The sequence below is a fragment of the Herbaspirillum sp. Sphag64 genome (assembly GCF_014192645.1).
Lineage (GTDB): Bacteria > Pseudomonadota > Gammaproteobacteria > Burkholderiales > Burkholderiaceae_D > Herbaspirillum.
Genome location: NZ_JACHYE010000014.1, coordinates 66,533 through 88,345, shown reverse-complemented (window position 1 = coordinate 88,345; position 21,813 = coordinate 66,533). Strand labels below are relative to the sequence as shown.

At 56.0% G+C, this 21,813-nt stretch carries 23 protein-coding genes; 3 read left to right on the top strand and 20 right to left on the bottom strand.

Annotated elements, in window-relative coordinates; all coding sequences use genetic code 11:
- Positions 1 to 17 precede the first annotated feature (17 nt).
- From FHW66_RS18000 to FHW66_RS17935, 14 genes are all read right to left on the bottom strand, one after another.
- Positions 18 to 608, bottom strand: coding sequence for a phospholipase D family protein (locus tag FHW66_RS18000; protein ID WP_183381205.1), 591 nt, complete (start codon positions 606 to 608; stop codon positions 18 to 20).
- The gene (locus FHW66_RS17995; RefSeq protein ID WP_183381204.1) at positions 608 to 1,864 is read right to left on the bottom strand and encodes an RsmB/NOP family class I SAM-dependent RNA methyltransferase; all 1,257 of its coding nucleotides are present in this window, start codon (positions 1,862 to 1,864) and stop codon (positions 608 to 610) included. Before FHW66_RS17995 ends, FHW66_RS18000 begins: the two co-directional genes overlap by 1 nt.
- A 25-nt stretch (positions 1,865 to 1,889) precedes the next feature.
- Positions 1,890 to 2,510 carry a phosphoribosylglycinamide formyltransferase gene (gene purN / locus FHW66_RS17990; RefSeq protein WP_183381203.1) on the bottom strand — a complete coding sequence of 207 codons (621 nt, stop codon included), beginning with the start codon at positions 2,508 to 2,510 and terminating at the stop codon, positions 1,890 to 1,892.
- A 75-nt stretch (positions 2,511 to 2,585) separates the two neighbouring features.
- The gene (locus FHW66_RS17985) at positions 2,586 to 2,984 is read right to left on the bottom strand and encodes a barstar family protein (protein WP_183381202.1); all 399 of its coding nucleotides are present in this window, start codon (positions 2,982 to 2,984) and stop codon (positions 2,586 to 2,588) included.
- An 84-nt stretch (positions 2,985 to 3,068) separates the two neighbouring features.
- Positions 3,069 to 3,452: a ribonuclease gene (locus tag FHW66_RS17980; protein WP_255459049.1), complete on the bottom strand. Its 384-nt coding sequence runs from the start codon at positions 3,450 to 3,452 to the stop codon at positions 3,069 to 3,071.
- 120 nt (positions 3,453 to 3,572) lie between these two features.
- Entirely contained in the window at positions 3,573 to 4,757 is a 1,185-nt protein-coding gene (locus FHW66_RS17975) for a patatin-like phospholipase family protein (RefSeq protein WP_183381201.1), read from the bottom strand.
- Between the two features lie 98 nt (positions 4,758 to 4,855).
- Positions 4,856 to 5,614 (bottom strand): SDR family NAD(P)-dependent oxidoreductase, encoded by a 759-nt coding sequence (locus FHW66_RS17970; RefSeq protein WP_183381200.1) that lies wholly within the window; start codon positions 5,612 to 5,614, stop codon positions 4,856 to 4,858.
- Positions 5,615 to 5,718: 104 nt separating this feature from the next.
- Positions 5,719 to 7,848 (bottom strand): sodium-translocating pyrophosphatase, encoded by a 2,130-nt coding sequence (locus FHW66_RS17965; RefSeq protein ID WP_183381220.1) that lies wholly within the window; start codon positions 7,846 to 7,848, stop codon positions 5,719 to 5,721.
- Between the two features lie 282 nt (positions 7,849 to 8,130).
- Positions 8,131 to 8,787: an adenylate kinase gene (gene adk / locus FHW66_RS17960; protein ID WP_183381199.1), complete on the bottom strand. Its 657-nt coding sequence runs from the start codon at positions 8,785 to 8,787 to the stop codon at positions 8,131 to 8,133.
- A gap of 232 nt (positions 8,788 to 9,019) precedes the next feature.
- Complete coding sequence (gene kdsB / locus FHW66_RS17955; protein ID WP_183381198.1) at positions 9,020 to 9,823, bottom strand: 3-deoxy-manno-octulosonate cytidylyltransferase; 804 nt, start codon at positions 9,821 to 9,823, stop codon at positions 9,020 to 9,022.
- Positions 9,824 to 9,896: 73 nt separating this feature from the next.
- Positions 9,897 to 10,091, bottom strand: a complete 195-nt coding sequence (locus FHW66_RS17950) for a Trm112 family protein (RefSeq protein WP_183381197.1) — start codon at positions 10,089 to 10,091, stop codon at positions 9,897 to 9,899.
- Positions 10,072 to 11,103: a tetraacyldisaccharide 4'-kinase gene (gene lpxK / locus FHW66_RS17945; RefSeq protein WP_183381219.1), complete on the bottom strand. Its 1,032-nt coding sequence runs from the start codon at positions 11,101 to 11,103 to the stop codon at positions 10,072 to 10,074. The genes FHW66_RS17950 and lpxK overlap by 20 nt, the downstream gene beginning before the upstream one ends.
- Positions 11,104 to 11,169: 66 nt before the next feature.
- Complete coding sequence (locus FHW66_RS17940) at positions 11,170 to 11,646, bottom strand: biopolymer transporter ExbD (protein WP_183381196.1); 477 nt, start codon at positions 11,644 to 11,646, stop codon at positions 11,170 to 11,172.
- A 15-nt stretch (positions 11,647 to 11,661) separates the two neighbouring features.
- Positions 11,662 to 12,270 (bottom strand): MotA/TolQ/ExbB proton channel family protein, encoded by a 609-nt coding sequence (locus tag FHW66_RS17935; protein ID WP_183381195.1) that lies wholly within the window; start codon positions 12,268 to 12,270, stop codon positions 11,662 to 11,664.
- 281 nt (positions 12,271 to 12,551) lie between these two features.
- Here FHW66_RS17935 and xseA point away from each other — a divergent pair, with 281 nt between their 5' ends.
- The 3 genes from xseA to FHW66_RS17920 all read left to right on the top strand — a co-directional run bounded on the left by xseA (position 12,552) and on the right by FHW66_RS17920 (position 15,626).
- Entirely contained in the window at positions 12,552 to 13,922 is a 1,371-nt protein-coding gene (xseA, locus tag FHW66_RS17930; protein WP_183381194.1) for an exodeoxyribonuclease VII large subunit, read from the top strand.
- A 118-nt stretch (positions 13,923 to 14,040) separates the two neighbouring features.
- On the top strand, positions 14,041 to 14,619 hold the full coding sequence (gene sodB / locus FHW66_RS17925) for a superoxide dismutase [Fe] (RefSeq protein WP_183381193.1): 579 nt from the start codon (positions 14,041 to 14,043) through the stop codon (positions 14,617 to 14,619).
- A gap of 305 nt (positions 14,620 to 14,924) precedes the next feature.
- Positions 14,925 to 15,626, top strand: coding sequence for a pirin family protein (locus FHW66_RS17920; RefSeq protein WP_183381192.1), 702 nt, complete (start codon positions 14,925 to 14,927; stop codon positions 15,624 to 15,626).
- 29 nt (positions 15,627 to 15,655) lie between these two features.
- On the opposite strand, the gene FHW66_RS17915 is transcribed toward FHW66_RS17920, so the two are convergent.
- The 6 genes from FHW66_RS17915 to FHW66_RS17890 form a co-directional block, all read right to left on the bottom strand.
- The gene (locus FHW66_RS17915) at positions 15,656 to 16,357 is read right to left on the bottom strand and encodes an ABC transporter ATP-binding protein (protein ID WP_183381191.1); all 702 of its coding nucleotides are present in this window, start codon (positions 16,355 to 16,357) and stop codon (positions 15,656 to 15,658) included.
- Positions 16,358 to 16,359: 2 nt separating this feature from the next.
- On the bottom strand, positions 16,360 to 17,064 hold the full coding sequence (locus FHW66_RS17910) for an ABC transporter ATP-binding protein (protein ID WP_183381190.1): 705 nt from the start codon (positions 17,062 to 17,064) through the stop codon (positions 16,360 to 16,362).
- The gene (locus FHW66_RS17905; RefSeq protein ID WP_255459047.1) at positions 17,051 to 18,028 is read right to left on the bottom strand and encodes a branched-chain amino acid ABC transporter permease; all 978 of its coding nucleotides are present in this window, start codon (positions 18,026 to 18,028) and stop codon (positions 17,051 to 17,053) included. Before FHW66_RS17905 ends, FHW66_RS17910 begins: the two co-directional genes overlap by 14 nt.
- Entirely contained in the window at positions 18,025 to 18,897 is an 873-nt protein-coding gene (locus FHW66_RS17900; protein ID WP_183381189.1) for a branched-chain amino acid ABC transporter permease, read from the bottom strand. Before FHW66_RS17900 ends, FHW66_RS17905 begins: the two co-directional genes overlap by 4 nt.
- 28 nt (positions 18,898 to 18,925) lie before the next feature.
- Positions 18,926 to 20,068 (bottom strand): ABC transporter substrate-binding protein, encoded by a 1,143-nt coding sequence (locus FHW66_RS17895; RefSeq protein WP_255459052.1) that lies wholly within the window; start codon positions 20,066 to 20,068, stop codon positions 18,926 to 18,928.
- A 124-nt stretch (positions 20,069 to 20,192) separates the two neighbouring features.
- Positions 20,193 to 21,740 carry a class I adenylate-forming enzyme family protein gene (locus FHW66_RS17890; protein ID WP_221197027.1) on the bottom strand — a complete coding sequence of 516 codons (1,548 nt, stop codon included), beginning with the start codon at positions 21,738 to 21,740 and terminating at the stop codon, positions 20,193 to 20,195.
- Positions 21,741 to 21,813 lie beyond the last annotated feature (73 nt).

Sequence of the window (21,813 nt, the reverse complement as noted above, 5' to 3'; positions counted from 1 at the left end):
CGATGAGCATCACAGCATCATTGCCGCGTAGCAGGTTCGGCATCTTTGAAATGGCGCATCCAGTTAGCTGCATACACGGCGGCCAACGGGGGATTTCGACGCAGGATCAGTATATTTTCTGCATTCTTGTTCTGCGCACTCCACGTGAAATTATAGCTACCGGTAATCACGGTCGCATCTTCCGTCATGGCATCAATCACAATGACTTTGTTGTGCGCATTTTTATAGCGGGTTTCCAGCGTTACCTTGACGCCAGCAGACTGCAAGAGACTTAGACAAGCCTGGCCGGTCTTATTCAATTGCCCTGCATCAATTAGCAGGCTGACCTCTACGCCGCGCCGATGCGCCTGGATCAATGCCTTGGTGAATGGCTTGCTGGTCAGAATATAGGCTTGCACCAACACTTGCTGTTGCGCTCTGGCAATTTCAGCCAGCAGCATTGCCTCGATGTTGTCCCAGGGTGTGAAAGCTGCCTCCACCGTCCCCTGGGCTTGCAATTGCTGCGGTGCCGGGCTGGGTGCAAGTGATAAGGCTTGCGCCTGCGCATTGCCTCCCGAAAGCGCAATCAGAATCAGCGCCAGTGCACCAGACCAGCGCCAACTGTGCATTATTTCTTGCGTTCCAGAACAGCAGCGAAGAAACCATCGGTCTGATGCTGTTGTGGCAACAATTTCAGGTAATCGTCCATGTCCAGTGCAATTTTCTGTTCCTCCAGTATCGCGCGCATTGGCACCAGGGAGAAGTCGGGATTGGCTTGCAGGAATTCTGCAACCACATCTTCATTTTCCTCATTGAGGAAACTGCAGGTGCCATAGACCAGACGTCCACCCGCCTTGACCAGACGTGCTGCGCCAGTGAGGATGCTGACCTGCTTGGCATGCATCTCGGTGACAGACGCTTCGTTCTGCCGCCACTTCATGTCGGGATTGCGGCGCAAGGTGCCCAGACCGCTACAGGGTGCATCGACCAGTACACGGTCTATCTTGCCCGCCAGGCGCTTGACCTTGGCATCGTTCTCGTGCGCGATGAGTACTGGATGGACATTGGAAAGCCCGCTTCTGGCAAGACGTGGCTTCAGTTTAGCCAGACGCTTGTCAGAAACGTCAAACGCGTACAGCCGCCCCGTATTGCGCATGGAGGCACCCAATGCCAATGTTTTGCCGCCTGCGCCAGCACAGAAATCGACCACCATCTCGCCACGCTTTGCACCAACAATATGCGCCAGCAATTGACTTCCTTCATCCTGCACTTCTATCGCACCATCCTTGAACAGTGGAAGGTTCTGTAGTGCCGGCTTTTTCTTGACGCGCAAACCAAGCGGTGAGTAAGGTGTTTCTTCGCACACAATTGGTGCGGCCAACAGTTCGGCAATGACCGTTTCCCGATTGGCCTTGATCGCATTGACGCGCAAGTCCAAAGGAGCTGGCTGATTCATCGCTTCAGCCAGCGCCATGGCTGCGGCTTCGCCATCACGCGCAATCAGCTTGTCCAGCAGCCACTGAGGCAAATTGGCACGCATGGCCAACGGCAACTGATTCCGGTCGATCTGGGCCGTGCGATTGAGCCAGTCAACCTCTTCCTGCGATAGGCCGGCAATGGCATCCACGTCAACCGTATCGGTCAGACCTAGCAGCGCCATGCGGCGCATCATCGGGCCAACACCAGATTCGGCAAAATTGGTATACACCGACTTGTTGCGCAGCAGACCGTAGACGGCTTCTGCTATGACACCGCGCTCGCGACCGCCGAGTCTGGGGTTCTCACGGAAGTAACGCGACAGGGTAACGTCAGCCGGACCGGTGAAGCGCAATATTTCACGCAAGACTTCTTCGGTGTGGGGAACGATTGCAGGTGGCAATCTCATACTGCTTCCTTCAAAAAATAATGATTCAGGCGTTGCTGACAGTCGGATCAATGCGCACGCGCGCACCATCCAGATGCAACTTGCCTTCTATAAACCAACGCACTGCGCGTGGATAAATAAGATGTTCTTGCTGCAACACACGCTCAGCAAGGCTTTCTTCAGTGTCGCCCTCTTGTACCGGCACTGCAGCTTGCGCCACAATTGGGCCATGATCGAGATCAGGCGTCACAAAATGGACGGTAGCGCCATGCAGCTTCACACCTGCCGCCAGTGCCTGACGATGCGTTGCCAGCCCCGGAAAGGCGGGCAGCAGCGAGGGGTGAATATTGAGCATGCGCCCAGCATAATGATCCACGAAAGGCGCCGTCAGGATACGCATGAACCCGGCCAATACGACAAGGTCCGGAGAAAAAGCGTCAATCACGTCCCGCAAGGCAACGTCAAACTGCTCGCGTGTCGGAAAGTCCTTATTGGTCACCACGGCTGTGGCAATGCCATGTTCACGGGCGAATACAAGACCGGCAGAATCAGCCCGATTGCTAATCACTGCAGCAATCGACACCGGCCATTTCTCTGCCTGGGCGGTACGGACAATGGCTTCCATATTGGAGCCGCGTCCTGAAATCAGGATAACAATGCTTCTCATGCTGCGCATTGTAACCGCTGCGTGCTGACCGATCGCCAAAAATCACGAGCAAGTAGCGCGATGGCAGCCGAAAAACTACTGGAACGAATAAAAGACGCGGAAGGAGACCTTTTTATCAGCCCAAAAATCGGCGGCATCACGGAATACGTCCAGCAAAGTTTCCCGTGCTTCCTTGTCGAATTTTTGCGTGTTGGGCAATTGCTCTAGTACAACAATAAAACCAGGCTGTGGTCCTGACTTGTGCGTCAGGTCAGTCAGACAATCACCGAGCGCATCGAAATTCTTGCCAAAGTGACGGGGGAAATGAAACGCACTGGCAACGAGCGCCAAAACCTGCTGCTTGGTCATGGCATCGGCACAATACGCGTACAGAAAGTGCTGACCAAGACGCGCAGCCTCTTCCTGCAAGTCGGTCACGCGGAACGCGCGGATAGACTGCACAACATTTGGCGGCACCGTTTTAAATAAACTCATTTCTCCCTCAAATTTTGCAATGAATGTTGCAAGCAAGCCTGACTGCAAAAACTAAGCCCCTGCCGCCTGATTCCTCCGGGCTGGCTACTCTCGGATACGCTGGAATGTGCGGTAGTGGTCCCCGGTGTAAAAATATTCCCCCGACGTTTGCGGATTGCCACCAGCGATGATGCGCCGGGCTCCACGATTACGGGCATGCGGGGTGATGACGGTGAATTCGTGATAATACCCACGCTTTCTCCCGGGCAAAACCCCTTCGTAGTTGCCAAAAACAATGCCGTCCTTCGCATACAGATAGGGCCCTCCCTGCTTGATCAGCTTCAGCGTCTGCGCCACTTCAGGCGGCAGGGTGCTGATCGCGACATCGGCAATGGGGCTCCCACTTGAAGGGGCCTCTTTTGCCAATGCCGAACAGGAAAAGAGCAGTGCTACGAAAAATAACCAGCACCGTTTCGAAAAATTATTCAAGAGCAGGCTCGCAATTTATGTTGCACATCTATTAATTTTTCGCAATACCATTGCGTAGAGTAACGTTTTGCCGCAAACGAGGCAACTCGAATCTGCAGCCAAAGCATCTCAAAACGACCATCAGAGCGGCTGATATTGTCCAAAAAACGCCAGCACCTCGTCGCGCATGGCTTCGGTATCGCGCTGCCCCAGTGCGATCAGCTCATTGGTAAAACTTGCCTCAAACAACAGATAGGAAGCCAGCGCCGCGCCACGTGCCTCGGTCGCCCCGATGCCGCCAAGCATCACGCGCACTGGCCTCGGCAAACTGTTGACATGCCGGCTGGCGATCTCGTCAATCCGTTCTGAAGGCGTAACCACCAATACATCGACCGGACGCAAGCTCATCTTTTCGCGCTGCTCAGTGGTCAGGATAGACAATGTCTGATTGATACGGTTGACGCGTTCGATATCTGCAGACAAGCCATCCAGAAAGATGCTGGACAAAGCATGCCCTGCCACCTGCGCCAGACTGGGATACTGCGTCTGCGCGTTTGCTGGCCCGGCACGATCACCAATGCGGCCGGATCCAATCACCAGAATCTTGCTCGCGCCGAGGTGGATCGCCGGCGAAATTGGCGCAACCTGACGCATCGAACCATCGCCGAAATATTCGCGACGACCTTCATAGAAAATCGGTATCGCAGGAAAGATGAAGGGAATCGCCGATGACGCCAGTAGATGCTCCACGCCAATCTGATCCCGCACAGCAGCACGCTGGGTCCGTTGCCACGGCTCGACCTTCTGGCTGGATTGATAAAAGGTTAAATGCTGCCCACCGGAGTAGGACGATGCCGTCACCGCCAGTGCATGCAAAGTGCCATTGGCCAGCGCATCGTCAAGCCGGGGCAAATCCAGCAAGCGATGCAGCATGGTGACCAGGGGCGTATTGTCGAGCAGGGAATTGGGTGGATTGGCGTGCCATTTGCGCAGCAACCATCCGAAAGAAAACAACGATAACCAGCGCGCGCCTGAACGAATCACACCCAGCGAATCAGCACGATAAACCTGATCTGCCTTGAAATGCGACCAGACTCCCATCAGCTCGCGCACGCCTTCGCCAAAATCATCGGCACGACAGGCTAGCGCCGTCGCATTGATAGCACCAGCCGAGGTACCACAGATAATCTGAAAGGGATTGCAATGCGCCGGCCAGCCTGCTTCCAGCAAGATCAGCGACAGGGCATTGAGCACACCAACCTGATAGGCCGCGCGCGCGCCACCGCCAGTCAGAATCAATCCTGTTTTTTTGTCCATTGTCTCCATGCCAACAGCTTAGCAGTCACCAGGATTCGATAGCATCAAAACTTCGAAATAATTTCAATGCCACCGAAAATCCCTGCCATGAAAACGACAAAAATCGGCTATTTAGGCGCCATACGAATCGCACCATCAAGGCGAATTGTTTCGCCATTGAGCATCAGATTTTCAATGATGGTTTTTGCCAGATGCGCATATTCCGTGGCCTTGCCAAGACGCGGCGGAAACGGCACTGAACTGCCGAGCGCATCCTGCACTTCCTGTGGCATGGCAGCGAGCATTGGCGTCTCGAAAATACCGGGAGCAATCGTCACCACGCGGATACCATTACGCGACAGGTCGCGTGCCATCGGCAAGGTCAGACCGACGATGGCAGCCTTCGAGGCCGCATAAGCAGCCTGACCAATCTGCCCATCATAAGCCGCAACCGAGGCAGTATTGATGATGACACCACGCTCCCCCTGCTCCAGCGGTGGCAACAAACTCATTGCATGCGCAGCCAGGCGGGCCATGTTAAAGCTGCCAATCAGATTGATGTTGATGGTTTTCTGAAACAACGCCAAACTATGTGGCCCTTCTTTGCCCACCACCTTGGCTGCCGGCGCAATCCCGGCACAGTTAATCAGCCCGCGCACACCGCCGAGCCGCTGTGCGGCGTCAAACACGGCCTGTGCATCCTGCTCCGACGTCACATCGCAGCGCACATACTCACCACCCAATTCTGCCGCTAGCTGCTGCCCCGAAAGCTCCTGCAGGTCAGCCAATACGACCTTGCCCCCGTGCTGCGCCAACATGCGTGCGCTGGCTGCGCCCAAACCCGATGCGGCTCCTGTCACCACAAATACCTGTCCGGCAATCTGCATGAATACGGTCTCCTTTACACACTGTCTCGTTATCGTTGAAATGTGCAACCGATGGCGACGTACGCCATCGGTCTGCGCTTACCCTCCTTGTGAGAGAGTCGACCTTATTTTCCCACGGTAACGCTCACAGTAACAGCCGCCAGCGGTGGCACCACACTGGCCAGCGACTCCGGACGCTCCAGCTTGGCACCCACCATGGGTGTCATCGGCAATAAAGGCACCAGCAACAGCGCCACGATATTGATGATCTTGATCAGTGGATTAACCGCAGGACCAGCCGTGTCCTTGTAGGGATCACCGACCGTATCACCCGTGACGGCGGCCTTATGGGCATCCGATCCCTTGCCTCCAAAATGGCCTTCTTCGATATATTTCTTGGCGTTATCCCAGGCACCACCGCCGGTGGTCATGGAAATGGCGACAAACAAACCTGTGACGATGGTTCCCATCAGCAAACCACCCAACGCTGCCGCGCCCAGCAATAAGCCAACCAGAATCGGCACAATCACCGGCAACAACGAAGGCAGGATCATTTCCTTGATAGCCGACGAAGTCAGCATATCCACCGCTTTGTCATACTCCGGCTTGCCACTGCCATCCATGATGCCTTTGATGTCTCTGAACTGGCGCCGCACTTCGATCACCACGGCACCTGCAGCCCGACCAACGGCCTCCATGGCCATCGCACCGAACAGGTAAGGAATCAGGCCGCCGATGAATAAACCGACAATCACCATCGGATCAGATAGATCGAACACGCTGTGCTTGCCGACGGCGTCGAGCGCATGTGTGTAATCGGCGAAAAGCACCAGCGCTGCCAATCCCGCTGAGCCGATTGCGTAGCCTTTGGTGACCGCCTTGGTCGTATTGCCGACCGCATCCAGCGGGTCGGTAATGGCACGCACTGACTCTGGCATCCCGGCCATTTCGGCAATCCCGCCAGCGTTATCGGTAATCGGCCCATAGGCATCGAGGGCGACAATAATGCCCGCCATCGACAACATTGACGTTGCTGCAATCGCCACGCCATACAGCCCTGCCAGCCAGTATGCCGCAAGAATCGCTGCACACACTGACAAGACCGGGAAAGCAGTTGACTTCATCGACACACCCAGACCGGCGATGATATTGGTACCGTGACCAGTCGTGGATGCTTCGGCAATGTGGCGCACAGGGGCAAAGTCGGTGCCCGTGTAGTATTCCGTGATCACCACCATCAGGCCGGTAAGCACAATACCAATCAACGCCGAACCCAGCATGGAGATACGCAACTCAGCCGGGAACATGATCCAGGTAACGACGGCAAAGCCAATCAGACTTAGTCCAGCCGCCCACCACAGTCCGGTATATAAGGCTGACATGATCTTCTTGCCAGGCACTACCTTGACCATGCCGCAACCGATAATCGAGGCCAGAATCGATACACCGCCCAGCGCCAGTGGATACAGCACGGCGAGTACATCGGCATGCTGCATCAACAGACTGCCGAGCAACATGGTGGCGACCAGCGTGACCACATAAGTCTCAAAGAGATCGGCAGCCATACCGGCACAATCGCCCACGTTGTCACCGACATTGTCGGCAATCACCGCAGGATTGCGGGGGTCATCCTCGGGAATACCCGCCTCCACCTTGCCGACCAGATCCGCGCCCACATCGGCACCCTTGGTGAAGATACCGCCACCCAGACGGGCAAAGATGGAAATCAGCGATGCGCCGAATGCGAGACCGATCAACGGTCGGATCGCATCATGCAACGACACGGCGCTACCCTGCCCTTGCACAAATAACCACCAGAAGAACAGCGACACGCCCAACAGGCCCAGTCCGACCACCAGCATGCCGGTAATCGCACCGCCACGAAATGCCACATTGAGGGCTTCATTCATGCCCCGACTGGCAGCCTGTGCGGTGCGCACATTGGCGCGCACTGAGACATTCATACCGATAAAACCACAGGCCCCGGAGAGTACGGCACCGATCAGAAAACCTAGCGCTGTGATCCATCCCAGCCCAGGAATCAATGCAATCAGAATGAACAGCACCACACCGACGACGGCAATGGTGCGATATTGACGCGCCAGATAGGCCGCAGCACCCTGTTCAATGGCACCTGCGATTTCTTGCATGCGCGCATTGCCGGGGTCCTGCCTGAGAATCCAGCTTCGTGAAATGAGTCCATAGATCACTGCGACAATACCGCAGGCCACGGCAAACCACAGGGCTGTTGCCATCATGTCTTCTCCTTATTATTGAAGAAGATGCATCCAGAAGACGCATCAGGATTTCAGTTCAACGCAAAGCATCACAACAAACCCAGGCAAAGCCTGTCCAAGGCAAGCCGGGCAAACAGCATCACAACTGCGAACACCCTCAATTCCCTACCACACGGATGCGGTTCAGAGACTGCGACTGCCTGTTCTATTGAGCCCCACCCTTTACGCGATCATCTTCCACGACAGCACCAGCCAACAAATTGCACGCAAAAAAAAAGCGGACACATGGTCCGCTTCATTTTATTCCGACAGTGCCTTGAATGCACTCTCTCTGATTTGCTCCACCGGTCCGACGCCGGCAATCTTGCGATACTTCGGTGCACCCGGCTGGCCTGACTCGGCCCACTTGCCGTAATAACCAACCAGCACTTCGGTCTGTTCGTGGTAGACCGACAGGCGCTTCTTGACGGTTTCTTCCTTGTCATCATCACGCTGGATCAGCGCTTCGCCAGTCACATCATCTTTGCCCTCAACCTTGGGCGGATTGAACTTGACATGATAGGTGCGACCCGAAGGTTGATGCACACGGCGGCCACTCATGCGCTCAACAATGGCACTATCAGGAACGTCGATTTCCAGCACGTAGTCGATCTGCACACCGGCATCCTTCATCGCATCGGCTTGCGGCGTGGTGCGTGGAAAACCATCGAAGAGGTAACCATTGGCACAATCCGGCTGCTTCAGACGGTCCTTGACCAGTCCGATGATGATGTCATCCGACACCAGACCACCAGCATCCATCACCTTCTTGGCCGCGATGCCCAGTTCCGTACCGGCAGCAACGGCTGCGCGCAGCATGTCGCCGGTTGAAATCTGTGGAATATTGAATTTTTCCTTGATAAAAGTGGCTTGCGTACCTTTACCGGCACCAGGCGCTCCTAGAAGGATGAGGCGCATATTGTTTCCTAAATGAAGTTTTGAATTTTATTGCGATGGCAATCGACTCAAACTGCACAAACTCATGCCATCGAAGGCGCTTGTCTCGGTTGACGCCGCTTGTATCATTACCTTGCTCTTGACGAAACTTACCACAAAATCTTACCGAATCATGACAAACGCCTATTTTTTAGGCAGCCTGTCAGGGATGATTATGGGAACAAAGTTTGACCCGAAGCTTACAAGTGCCGATTTACAGCGCCGAAATCGCGGCCACCAGCGCACTGTCCGGTGGCGCCTGATATTGTTTGCGAACGCGTTCGAGATCTTCGGGCGTATCGACCCCCGCCTCCGGCAGCAACGAAGTGACATGGACTGCAATCGAATAACCATGCCAGAGCACGCGCAACTGCTCCAGCGCCTCAATCCGTTCCAGCGGCGAAGCCGTCAGCGTCGGATAGATCTGCAAGAACTTGTTGGTATAGGCGTATAAGCCAATGTGCCTCAACGGCGCGAATTCATGCCGATGCGATTCGGACAGCTGCTCACGGGATTGTGCAAAACCGTCCCGATGCCAGGGAATTGCCGCGCGCGAGAAATACAGCGCACGACCATCCTTGCTCAACACCACCTTGACCACATTCGGATTGAACATCTCCGGCAACTGCTCAATCGCATGCGCCGCCGTCGCCATTGGCGCATCCGCCCGGACATGCGCTGCCGTAGCAGCGATCAGGCCCGGATCAATCAGCGGCTCATCACCCTGCACATTGACCACCACGGCATCGTCGGCCAGATCCATGGCTGCTGCCACCTCAGCGATACGGTCGGTGCCAGATGGATGATCAGCACGCGTCATGGCAACATCAATGCCGTGCTGCTCGCAGGCAGCAAAGATGTCACGGTGATCGGTTGCCACCACAATGCGGCGAGCGCCGGATAGCGCGGCCCGCTCGGCTACGCGCACGATCATCGGCTTGCCGCCGAGATCAGCCAGCGGCTTGTTGGGCAGACGGGTCGACGCCAGACGGGCGGGAATAATGACGGTAAATGACATGGCAGGCAAATTGAAATCAGTTGCAGAGTTCAGAAGGCGGTCATCTTGTCAGACCGACCAGACAGACAGCGTATCAAACCGCTGGTTCACTGCCCGCGGTGACAACACCCAACTCGCGTGCTTCATCAGCCCACATAATGGGAATACCATCGCGAATCGGATAGGCCAGCTTGTCGCCATGGCAAATCAGTTCCAGGTTCTTCTTGTCATGCTCCAGGGGACCTTTGCAGATCGGGCAGACGAGGATATCAAGCAATCGGGCGTTCACGCAGTTTCTCCACTAATTGATCAGCCAGCGCGCCATCGATGCGCGCTGTCACAGGCACGACCCACAATCGGGAATCGTTTTTGAGGGCCTCTATTGCCCTGCATTTTACTGCATCCTTTTCCGTAATCAGGATCAGTCCGGCTGATACAGCCGCAAATGGATTAACGGCAAAATCGTAATGATCCGGCAAGGCCAGGGTTTCAAACTGCAATCCGGACGCTGTCAGCGTCGCGAAAAAACGCCCGGGATTACCAATTCCGGCAGCCGCCAGCAATGGCCCATCAAAAGACGTTACAGCCAACTCCGCCAGCGGCACACGCCGCGAACGATCCTTCAGTTGCTCAGCCTCACCCGCTTGCAGCCACATGGGCAACGTATTAGGCAACGTATCGGGCGGCAATATCGGCACGCCCTCTGTCGTGTCTGCTGCACTCCCCAGATTGCAGACTGCAAAATCACCACGTCGGCGCGCGGATTCTCGCAAGGGTCCAGCTGGCAGCAACCAGCCATTGCCCTGCCCGCGTCGGTCGGAGAGGATAATTTCCACATCACGCGCCAGCGCATAATGTTGCAATCCATCATCAGAAATGATCACATCGACTTCGGGATACTGTGTCAGCAAGGCCCGTCCAGCTGCCACCCGACTGCGACCAACCACCACCGGACAGGCGCTGCGCTCGGCAATGAGCAAAGGTTCGTCACCAACCTCGCGGGCCTGCGAAGCGGGCGTCACGGTCAGTGTGCCCTGCGCGGCGGCACCATAACCACGGGAAATTACACCCGGCGTATAACCGGCACGGCGCAACACCTCCACCAGCCAGATCGTCAATGGTGTCTTGCCGGTCCCGCCAACAAAGACATTGCCAACCACCACTACCGGCACCGGCAAACGTTCAGCCTGCTTCCAGCCCCGACGATACATGGCACGGCGCCACCAGACGACGGTACCGAACAGCAGCGACAGCGGCCACAACAGACAAGCCAGCCAGCCACGGCGCGTCCAGGCGCGCATCAGGCCAGATTCCAGGGAGGCAGACAAAGGGAACCTCAACGAAGGTAAAAAATACGGGTCAGCACATTATTTACTGCTGCTCTGCGCGGCAAACGTCACCTTGGCAAAGCCGGCCGAGCGCGCCGCCTCAAGCACGTTGATGACCGTCTGATGTGCCGCCAGCGCATCAGCATTAATGATCACCACCGGGTCCGGTCGTGCAGTGCCTTGCTGCGGGGAAGTCTGCGCTGCGGTCTGCGAACTTGCCACATTCATCGCCTGTACCGCCGCCTGCATCTCCAGTGCCAGTCCGGCAGCATCCTGCGCCGCAACCTGCTGATTGTTGATCGCATAGTGGCCTTGTGCATCGACCGCCACGTTGATCTCGAACGGCTGCTCGACCGCCTTGTTGGCATCCGCCGTTGGCAAGGTAATCTGCAAGGCGGTGAATTTACTGTAGCTGGTGGTCACCATCAGGAAGATCACGATCACCAACAGCACATCAATGAAGGGGATCAGGTTGATCTCCAGATCCTCACGCGCGCGCCCTTTGCGAAAATTCATGACTATTCCTGTGGACTATTCGTAGCGTGTGCCATGCACGACATCGACAAAGCGGATCGCCTGCTGCTCCAGCTCCACCACAAAACTATCCACCAGCGCCCGGAAATGACGATAGAACACCAGTGCCGGCATCGCAATGGCGAGTCCGAATCCAGTGTTGTAGAGCGCAATCGAAATGCCATGCGCCAATTGCGCCGGATTGGTACCGGCAGCAGTCTGCGAACCAAAAATCTCGATCATTCCGATCACCGTGCCAAACAGGCCCATCAAAGGAGCCAGCGACGCAATCGTGCCCAGCGAGGTCAGGTAGCGTTCCAGCCGATGGGCCGCAGCCTGACCAGACTCCTCGATCGCTTCCTTCATCACCTCGCGCGGCGCATCCAGATTGCGCAAACCCGCGGCCAGCACCTGCCCCAGCGGCGAATTCTGTTCCAGCTTGTCGATCACATCTTCGTTGAGGCGGCCCTGCTGATAGACGCGGACGACTTCGGCCAGCAGATTCTCGGGCAAAATGCGCGGACGCCGCAGATACACCAGCCTCTCGATAATCAGGGCGAGGCCAATGATGGAAGCAATCAGCAGCGGCCAGATCGGCCAGCCAGCGGCTTGAATGATAGCGAACAAGAAAGACTCCTTTACGGTATTGCAATGACGACAGATTCAGTTCATGGACCACAACGACGGTGCAGAATGTAACGGTTTGCGCTGCGCCCGGCAAGGCAGAAACTCACGCTCACGCCAAAGCGATTTAAAATCCTGTGCACTTTACCCACATTTTCTGTGCATAACTTTGTGAACAAGCCCTTGATCAAGACATCAACATACTGATTTCAAAGACTTTTTTAATTCTGATCACAAAGCTTGCACCGCACCATCACCTACCACGACAACACAGAGCGCCACCAATGAGCTTCAACGAATTCTCCAGCCCCGCTGACAACGCCGCTGCCGGCCCACCGGTACTGGCCGTTTCGGCCCTGAATCAGGCCGTCGCACGGATGCTGGAGCGCAACTTCCCGCTGGTCTGGGTGGCAGGCGAAATATCCAATTTTACCCGTGCTGCGTCAGGTCACTGGTACTTCACGCTCAAAGACGATGCCGCACAGGTGCGCGCAGTCATGTTCAAGGGACGCGCGCAACATGCCGGTTTCAGCCCGCGTGAAGGTGACAAGGTCGAAGTACGTACGCTGGTTACCCTATATGCACCGCGTGGCGACTATCAGCTCAACGTCGAAGCAATCCGGCGCGCCGGTGTCGGCAATCTGTATGAAGCCTTCCTGCGACTCAAGCAAAAGCTGGAACAGGAAGGCCTGTTCGATCCCGAACGCAAGCGCCCCATTCCGGACTTTGCGCGTTGCATCGGCATCGTTACCAGTCCGCAGGCGGCAGCCCTGCACGATATTCTGACGGCGCTACGCCGCCGGGCACCACACGTACAGGTGATTCTTTACCCCACACCGGTACAGGGAGAAGGTGCCGCCACTAAAATTGCCCAGGCCATCGAGACCGCCTCGCGCCGCGCTGAATGTGATGTTTTGCTGGTCGGCCGTGGTGGCGGCAGCATGGAAGACCTGTGGTCCTTTAATGACGAAGCCGTCGCACGCGCCATCGCCGACTGCAGCGTGCCTGTCATTGCCGGCATCGGCCACGAAACCGACTTCACCGTTGCCGACTTCGCCGCCGACCTGCGCGCGCCGACACCAACCGCCGCCGCTGAACTTGCAGCCACGCCACGCGCTGACTGGATCGCAAGTCTGCAGAGTTATGCCAATGATCTCCGGCGCGCCTTCAAGCGCCAACTAGCCGAGCAGGCACAGAATCTGGACTGGATGTCACGTCGCCTGATCAGCCCGGCAGCCTATATCAGCCGCGAGCGCCTCAAGCTGCAAGCGCTGCAAGGGCGACTGGAGCACGCTACCCGCATGCCTATAGCCACTGCACGGTATCAATTGCAGCATTTACAGACCCGACTGCAGAATCGCTTGCCGCATACTACGTCTGCACGTCTGCAGATCACTGCTTACGCGCAGCGCCTGAGCCAGGCCGCCAGTCGTCACAGCCAGCGACGTCAGCAGTTACTGGCAACACAGGCGGCACAGCTGGAGTTACTCAATCCACAGCGCACACTGGAGCGCGGCTATGCCATCGTGACCGATGCCAAGGGACAAGTCATGCGCTCACCGGCTGCCTTGCAGCCGCGCAGCAAGATCACCCTGCGGTTAGCGGCAGGCAGTGCCGAAGTCGATATTGCAGGGGTGCAGCCAACACTGGAGTAAGCTGACAGCAACTCTACAAAGCGCGACCCAAGACAGTGCAAAGAATCGCTATCCGCTTTAGAATCACGTTCTACCAATAAAAACCTTCGTTTGATCAACAATACCGAAAGGATTCACCATGGCGCATACCCTCCCGGCACTGCCTTACGAACTGGACGCACTGGCACCGACCATTTCCAAAGAAACACTCGAATATCACTACGGCAAGCACCATCAGACCTATGTGACCAACCTGAACAACCTGATCCCCGGTACAGAATTCGAAACACTGTCCCTCGAAGACATCATCAAGAAGTCTTCCGGTGGCGTGTTCAATAATGCAGCCCAAATCTGGAACCACACCTTCTACTGGCACAGCCTGACACCAAAGGGTGCCGGCGCACCAAGCGGCGCACTGGCTGACGCGATCAACGCCAAGTGGGGTTCGTTCGACACATTCAAGGCAGAATTCACCAAACTCGGCCTGGCCAACTTCGGCTCCGGCTGGACCTGGCTGGTCAAGAAAGCGGACGGCTCGCTGGACATCGTCAACACCACCGGCGCTGGCACACCACTGACCACCACCGACAAGGCGCTGCTGACTATTGACGTCTGGGAACACGCTTACTACATCGACTACCGCAACGCACGTGCGAAGTACGTCGAAGCGTTCTGGGGCATCGTCAACTGGGACTTCGCTGCCAAGAACTTCGCTTGATCAGCTCCTGCTTGAACCTAAAAAGCCTGCCACTGTGCAGGCTTTTTTGTTGGCCGTGAGCGACAGAATGCCTTTCTACAGCGACATTGTAGAAATAAGCATATTTTTCGATTATTGATTAAAAAAATCCCAATTTATTCGCCAATAAAGGCATTAAAAACAGGAAGCATAAAAATTTAATCATTAATAATCAACAACTTAAATTAATTATCGAAAATTTCGACAATAGATCACCAATCTTTCCGTTTTTCTTTTCATATGCAGCGACGCATACTCCATCCGTCCCTCAACACACGGAGAAAATCATGATTGAAATGCGCAAGGCAAATGAACGCGGTATCGCCAACCACGGCTGGCTGAACTCGCACCATAGTTTCTCGTTCGGTCATTACTATGACCCCAAGCACCTCGGCTTTGGCCCGCTGCAAGTGATCAATGAAGACCGGGTCCAACCGTCGATGGGATTTGGCACCCACGGCCACCGTGACATGGAGATCATTTCCTATGTCCTGGAAGGTGCGCTGGAGCACAAGGACAGCATGGGTACCGGTTCGGTCCTGCATTACGGTGATGTGCAACGCATGAGCGCAGGTAGTGGTGTGCGCCACAGCGAGTTCAATCACTCGGCAGAAGAGCCGGTGCACTTCCTGCAGATCTGGATTCAGCCCAACGTCACCGGGATTGCCCCCAGCTATGAAGAAAAGCACTTCAGCCCGGAGCAAAAGATCGGACAACTGCGCCTGATCGCCTCCTCAGATGGTCGCGACAATTCAGTACTGATCCATCAGGATGCCAGCGTCTACGCGTCCATCCTCAATGGTGATGACAAGCTCGACTATGCCATCGACAGCAAGCGACTGGCCTATGTGCATCTGATCCGCGGCAAGCTGGTGGTCAACGGGCAATCACTCACCACGGGCGATGCGTTGAAGATCAGCGAGGAAACAAAGATCACGCTGGAACAGGCCGATGCAGCCGAATTCCTGCTCTTCGACCTGCCTTGCTGATGGGATCACGTTGCGCTTTCGATCTGGCGTTAGCGTGCAAAATACAGATCATGCAACTGATCCAGATTGACCTGGTCGGCCGCTTGACTCAGGGCCACCTTGCCACTTTGCATCAGATACACATGATCTGCCACACCCACCGCACGGTGGGTGTTTTGCTCCACCAGAATGATGGTGCGACCACCTTGCTTGAGCTGGGTCAGAATCTCGAACAGTTCATTGACCACCACCGGTGCCAGCCCCAAAGAAGGCTCGTCAATGATCAGCAGCGACGGGTCAGACATCAAGCCCCGCGCCATTGCCAGCATCTGCGCCTCGCCGCCCGATAGCGATCCCGCCAGCTGCGAGCGGCGCTCCCTGAGCCGTGGAAACATCGTATAGGAACGCGCAATATTGTCCTTTACCTGCACCCGGTGCTGCGGTGCAAATGCCCCCAGGATCAGATTTTCCTCAACGCTCATGTCGCGGAACACCATGCGCCCTTCCGGAATCATGGCCATCGACACATCGGCCATTTTCCAGGTCGGCGTGCCATCAAGACGCGCACCATTAAGATGGACACTGCCTTGCGATAGCGGCAGCAAACCCATGATGGCGCGCAGCAAGGTAGTCTTGCCAGCGCCATTGGGGCCGATGATGGTGGTCAGTTGTCCGCGTGCGAAGTTCAGGGAAACATCCCACAGCACATTGATGCCGCCATAACCGGCACGCAGATTGGTAATTTCCAGCATGTTCAATTCCCTGTATAGCTCTTGATCACGGCCGGATCATTGAAGACTGCGTCGGGCGTGCCATCCGCAATCAATTGACCAAAATTGAGCACTGCCACGCGCTGACACAAATTGCAGATGGTCTCAATGTCATGCTCAATGATGATGATGCCGACTGCAAAGCTCTGATGCAGTTGCTTGAGCATTTGCATGAAACGACGCTTGCCATTGGTTTCCAGCCCGGCCAATACCTCATCAAGCAACAGCAAGCGTGGATTGGTCGCCAATGCCTTGGCCACTTCCAGTGCCTTGAGCTCGGTCAGCGCCAGTTCGCTGGCGGCTTGCCGGGAAGCCTTGTCGCTCAGGCTGGTGAAATCCAGAATCTCATCAATCTTGTGCTGATCGACGCGACCAGTGGCAAAGCGCTGCGCCACGATCAGATTCTCACGTACGCTCAATTCATGCATCGGCTGCGGAATCTGAAAGGTGCGACCGATCCCGCTGCGTGCGCGCTGATACATCGGTGCGCGCATCAGATCGACGCCATTGAAACTGATCTTGCCGCTGGTCGGCCGCACCAACCCAGAGATCGCGTTGAACAAGGTGGTCTTGCCGGCGCCATTGGCACCAACCAGCCCCAGCACATCCTGCGATTCCACCTTGAGCGAAACACTGTTGACGGCGGTCAGCCCACCGAAGCAGACGGAGAGATTGTCAAGTTGCAGCATGGTTCTTCCTCGTCAGCTTGCGTAGCAGCGGCAGCAAACCTGCCGGACTAAAGACAATCATCGCCACCAGTAGCCCACCCAACACCAGTTGGTGCCCCGACGGCAGAATATTCTTGAAGATCAACTGATCGATCAGATAGACCACCACCGCACCAATGATCGGGCCAATGGTGCTGCGATAGCCGCCAAAGATGGCAGCCACAATCGGCAAGGCCACCCAGAGACTACTGAACGCGTAATCCGGCTCAAGAAAATTGATGTAATGGGCATTGAACGCGCCCACTACCCCGCACATGAACGCCGACAACAGCAACATCAGTGCCTTGAGCATGCCACTGTTGACGCCGACTACGCGAGTTGCATCTTCACTCTCGTGCATGGCACGCAAGGCCAGACCATAGTCGCTGTCACGCAGGGCCTGATAGCACAGCACAAACAGCAGCACAATCGTCAGCAACACCAGATACGCGCCGGTCTTGCTGCTCAGATCCAGACCCCACAGGCTTGGCAAACCAGGAATACTGGATAAGCCCGCTGCGCCACCAGTGATGCTGGTGCATTCGGTCGCCAGAATACGAAAGATCTGGGCATATGCCAGAATCGCCAAGGCAAAATATGGCCCTTTCAGGCGCAATACCGGCAACATGAAAACCGCTGCCACCAAGGCCCCAACGCCACCCAGCAGCATCGCCAGCATTACCGGAACGTGCAGCTGCATGCTCAACACCGCCGAGGTGTACGCCCCCACCCCGAAGAATGCCGCATGCCCAAAACTAATCATCCCCCCCAGATTGCCCAGCAAAGCCCACGACAATGCAATACCGCCAATGATCAATGCCGCTACCACCAGACTCATCACATAGTTGTTATTACCCAGAGCCAGCGGCACGACCAGATAGATCAGCAGCAACCCGAGCCAGAAGGTCTTTCCGGCTTTCTTCAGCACATTCAGCAACTGCATCATCCGCGCCTCCGCTTGGCACCAAACAGTCCACTGGGCATCACAAACAACACCAGCAGAAACAAACCCATGCCTGCCAACTCCTGCAACGCAGAACTGGCCAGCGTCACTGTCAGCGCTTCGGCAACACCCAGCAACAACGCCCCCAGCAAGACGCCGGGAATCGAACCAATCCCCGCCAGTACCGTGATGATGAAGGCCTTGATCGTCAGCACACTGCCATAGGATGGGCTGATCACGCCGTAACTGAACAGCGCGACACCGGCTACCGCTGCCAGGATGCCTGCCACGATAAAGGCCACCAGCTCCGTCAAGGCCGGGTTGATCCCCATCAGCTTGGCGGCATCGCGATTGCTCGATACCGCACGTACGGCACGCCCATACCAGCTCCGCGATAACCATAGCCACAAACCGACAATCATCAGCAGACTCACGCCAAAGAACAGCACTTCACTGCGCATGCTGTAGAGCGGCCCGATAATGAAAGCTTCCTGCATCCAGGATGAACTGGTAGAGCGCACATCGGCCTTCCAGATCAGCAGCATCAGATTGGTCAGCATCACGCCGATGCCGTAGGTCAGAATGAGTGAATTGATTTCTCTATCCTGCTTGATGCGGCCGACGATAAAGTACACCGCCACCGACGCCAGGCATACCACCACCAACGCACATGGAATCGCCAGTATCGGGTTCCAGCCGAGCTTCGCCTCGACCGTGTAGGCGATATAAGCCGACAGCAACACCAGTTCGCCATGCGCCAGATTGATCATCTTCATGGCGCCAAACACCAGCGCCAATCCCAATGCAATGAGCGCATACGAACCGCCCTGCAACAGGCCCGAATAGAGCGCCTGCAGTATTAATTCAGTCATGTCATCAACCTGTCAGTGACTACCAGCGTTACCAGGGAACCGCAGGGTAATTCATCTTCCCGGTGGCAGCCGCAGGCGGCCAAACCAACACGATCTTGTTGCCTTGGTGCTGCCCCATGCGATGGACAAAATTGGGGTTGTCGCCGTTGCTGCCAAACTGTACCCGACCGATCAGGGTATCGCGGTCGGTCTTGCGCATCTCTTCAGCCACACCATTTTTCTTGAGTGTGCCTTTATCAGCAGCACGGGCAATCGCTTCAAACAACAGCATCGATTGCACATAGCCGAACTGACCAAGATAGTCCGGCTCCTTCTTGTACAGCTTTTGATAAGTGTCGCTAAAGACCTTCCCGTCAGGCGTGTTGAACTGGGCCGGGAAGGGCAATACCGCCGTGCCATAAACATTGGGCATCAGGTCAGGGAAATCGGCCGCCATCTTCGGTGTCGCCAGCGACCACACACCGACCAGTGCCTTCACGTTAGGCTTGAGCACACGTGCTGCGCGCAGAATACCGACGTAGTCGTTTTCGTAACCGACCATGGCGATCACTTCAGAGCGATCCTGCAGCTTGATCTTGTTGATGATGGGCTTGAAATCGGTAATGGCAGGATCAAACGGATGCGACACGACTGTCACGCCACGCGCTGCCAGTGTCTTTTGCAGGTCACCCGCCAGCCCGGCGGTCGCTTCCTTGGTGGAATAGACAATCGAAACCGACTTCGCCTGCATCTCGGTCAATAGACCATCGACTGCCTTTTGATAGCCTGCCGTATTGTTGATCCGGAAAAAATTCTTGCGCCCGCTATTGACCAGGCTGTCATCAACGCCACCCGAGGTCACGTAGACCAGACCGGCCTTGGCAGCAGCATCAGCCGCCGGGGCGATATTGTTGGAGCCGTAACCACCAGTGATGGCAAGCACACCCTGCCCGGACAATTTTTCTACCGCAGCAATCGCCTTGGCCGGTGCTGATTCATCATCAATAGTGACCAGCTTGATCTTGTTTTTGGGGTTCTTGCTATTGAATACTTCAGCAGCGACGGTAATACCTTCGAGCATGCCGGAGCCAACCCGTGCCAGTGAACCGGTCAGCGGAATTTCTACGCCAACCTGCAAATCCTCTGCATAGGCAGCATTCAGTATCGATGCAGCAGCCAGTGCCGTAGTCATGACAGCAGCCAGACGCCATCCCTGCCCGCGGGCATTGAATCGTTTTTTCATTGTCTCCACCTTATTGATGAAATTGAATTTAATTTAATTTTTTATTTTTACAGCTTGTTGAAATTAAGGGTAATCAACGCTCCTGAGCCAGTTGTCGCAATTTGCCCTTCAATAATTTACCAGTCGGCGCTGCAGGCAGCGTCGGCATGATAATGATTTCACTCGGACGTTTGTACGCCGACAGCAGCGGCTGCAGATAATCATCGAGCTCGCTGACCGTCACCGTCGCCTGCGGTACCAGCTCGACAAAAGCCACCACCTCTTCATTGCCGTCAGCCACCTTGCGCCCGACCACCGCCGACTGACTGATCGCCGCATGCGCATTGAGCGCCGCCTCCACTTCAATCGGGTAGACATTAAAGCCGGAGCGAATAATCAGCTCCTTGGTGCGCCCGACGATGAACAAGGCACCGTCCGCATCCTGACGTGCCAGATCACCGGTGTTGAGCCAGCCATCGGCACGCATCACGCTGGCAGTCTGCTCTGGTGCACGGTAATAACCACGCATCACATTCGGACCACGAATCCATAATTCGCCGACCTCGCCAGAGGCGACATCAGTCTCGCTACTATCGACCAAACGAATCTCCACACCTTTGATCACCTGCCCGACCGACGTATCACTGCGCGGTGCGCCAATGCGGGTCAGGCTCACGCTAGGCGAACTCTCGGTCAGGCCATAGCCGTTATGCAGCGGTTGCCCGAACAGCTTTTCAACCGCCGTCTTGAGCGCCAGATCCATCGGCGAACCACCGGCATAGGCAAAACGCAATTGCGGGAAAGTCGGACTGGCATCAGTGTGCCCCAGCAGATCGAGCAGACGCGCATACATAGCCGGCACACCGGAGAGGACAGTGATGCCATCCTCTTGTAGCGCATGCAGCAGGGCCGCGGCCGAGTAACGTGGTGCCAGTTGTAAGTAAGCGCCTGCCAGCAAGCTCGCCAGCATGACCGAAGACAAGCCAAACACATGCGACAACGGCAATACGCCATAGACGCGATCCACCGATGTCAACCGGCGCAGCTGGGCAGACATGGCAGCCACAAACAACAGATTACGATGCGTCAGCATCACGCCCTTGGGTTGGCCGGTGGTACCACTGGTATAGATCAAGGCGGCTACCTGCTCGGCATTGCTGCTAACAACAGGTTCCGGCAGACAATCTGCATTACAGGCACCAATCGCCAGCGCACCCAGCAGGGGGATCTGATGCACCGGCGCGGCAAGGCGCTCGGCGTGAGCTTTGGCATCGGCAGAAACATCGATCATGAAGAAGCTGCGGCGCGCACCACAATGGTCCGCAATAACATCGACCTCACGCGCCGACAGCCGTGCATTGACAATCACCGCCCAGGCATCGATCGCTGCACAGGCAAGAATCAATGCCACCTGCGCGCCACAGTTTTCACCGACGATCATCACGCGGTCACCGGGCCGCACTGCTTGTGCGTGCAGCAATGCAATAGCGCAATCAACGGCGGCGTTGAGCTCGGCGTAATTCCAGCGCACGATGCCATCGCTGAGCGCCGGTGCGGTTGGTGCGTGCTGTGCCCAGTAGCGGGCAATATCACTGAGACGCTGCGGCAAATCAGCGAGCGAAAAATCCTGGTCCAGCATCATCGTCGGTCGACTCCTCCAGACACTGATCACCCCTGACGGTCGATGACACCATCACGTCACAGGGTGAACAGTG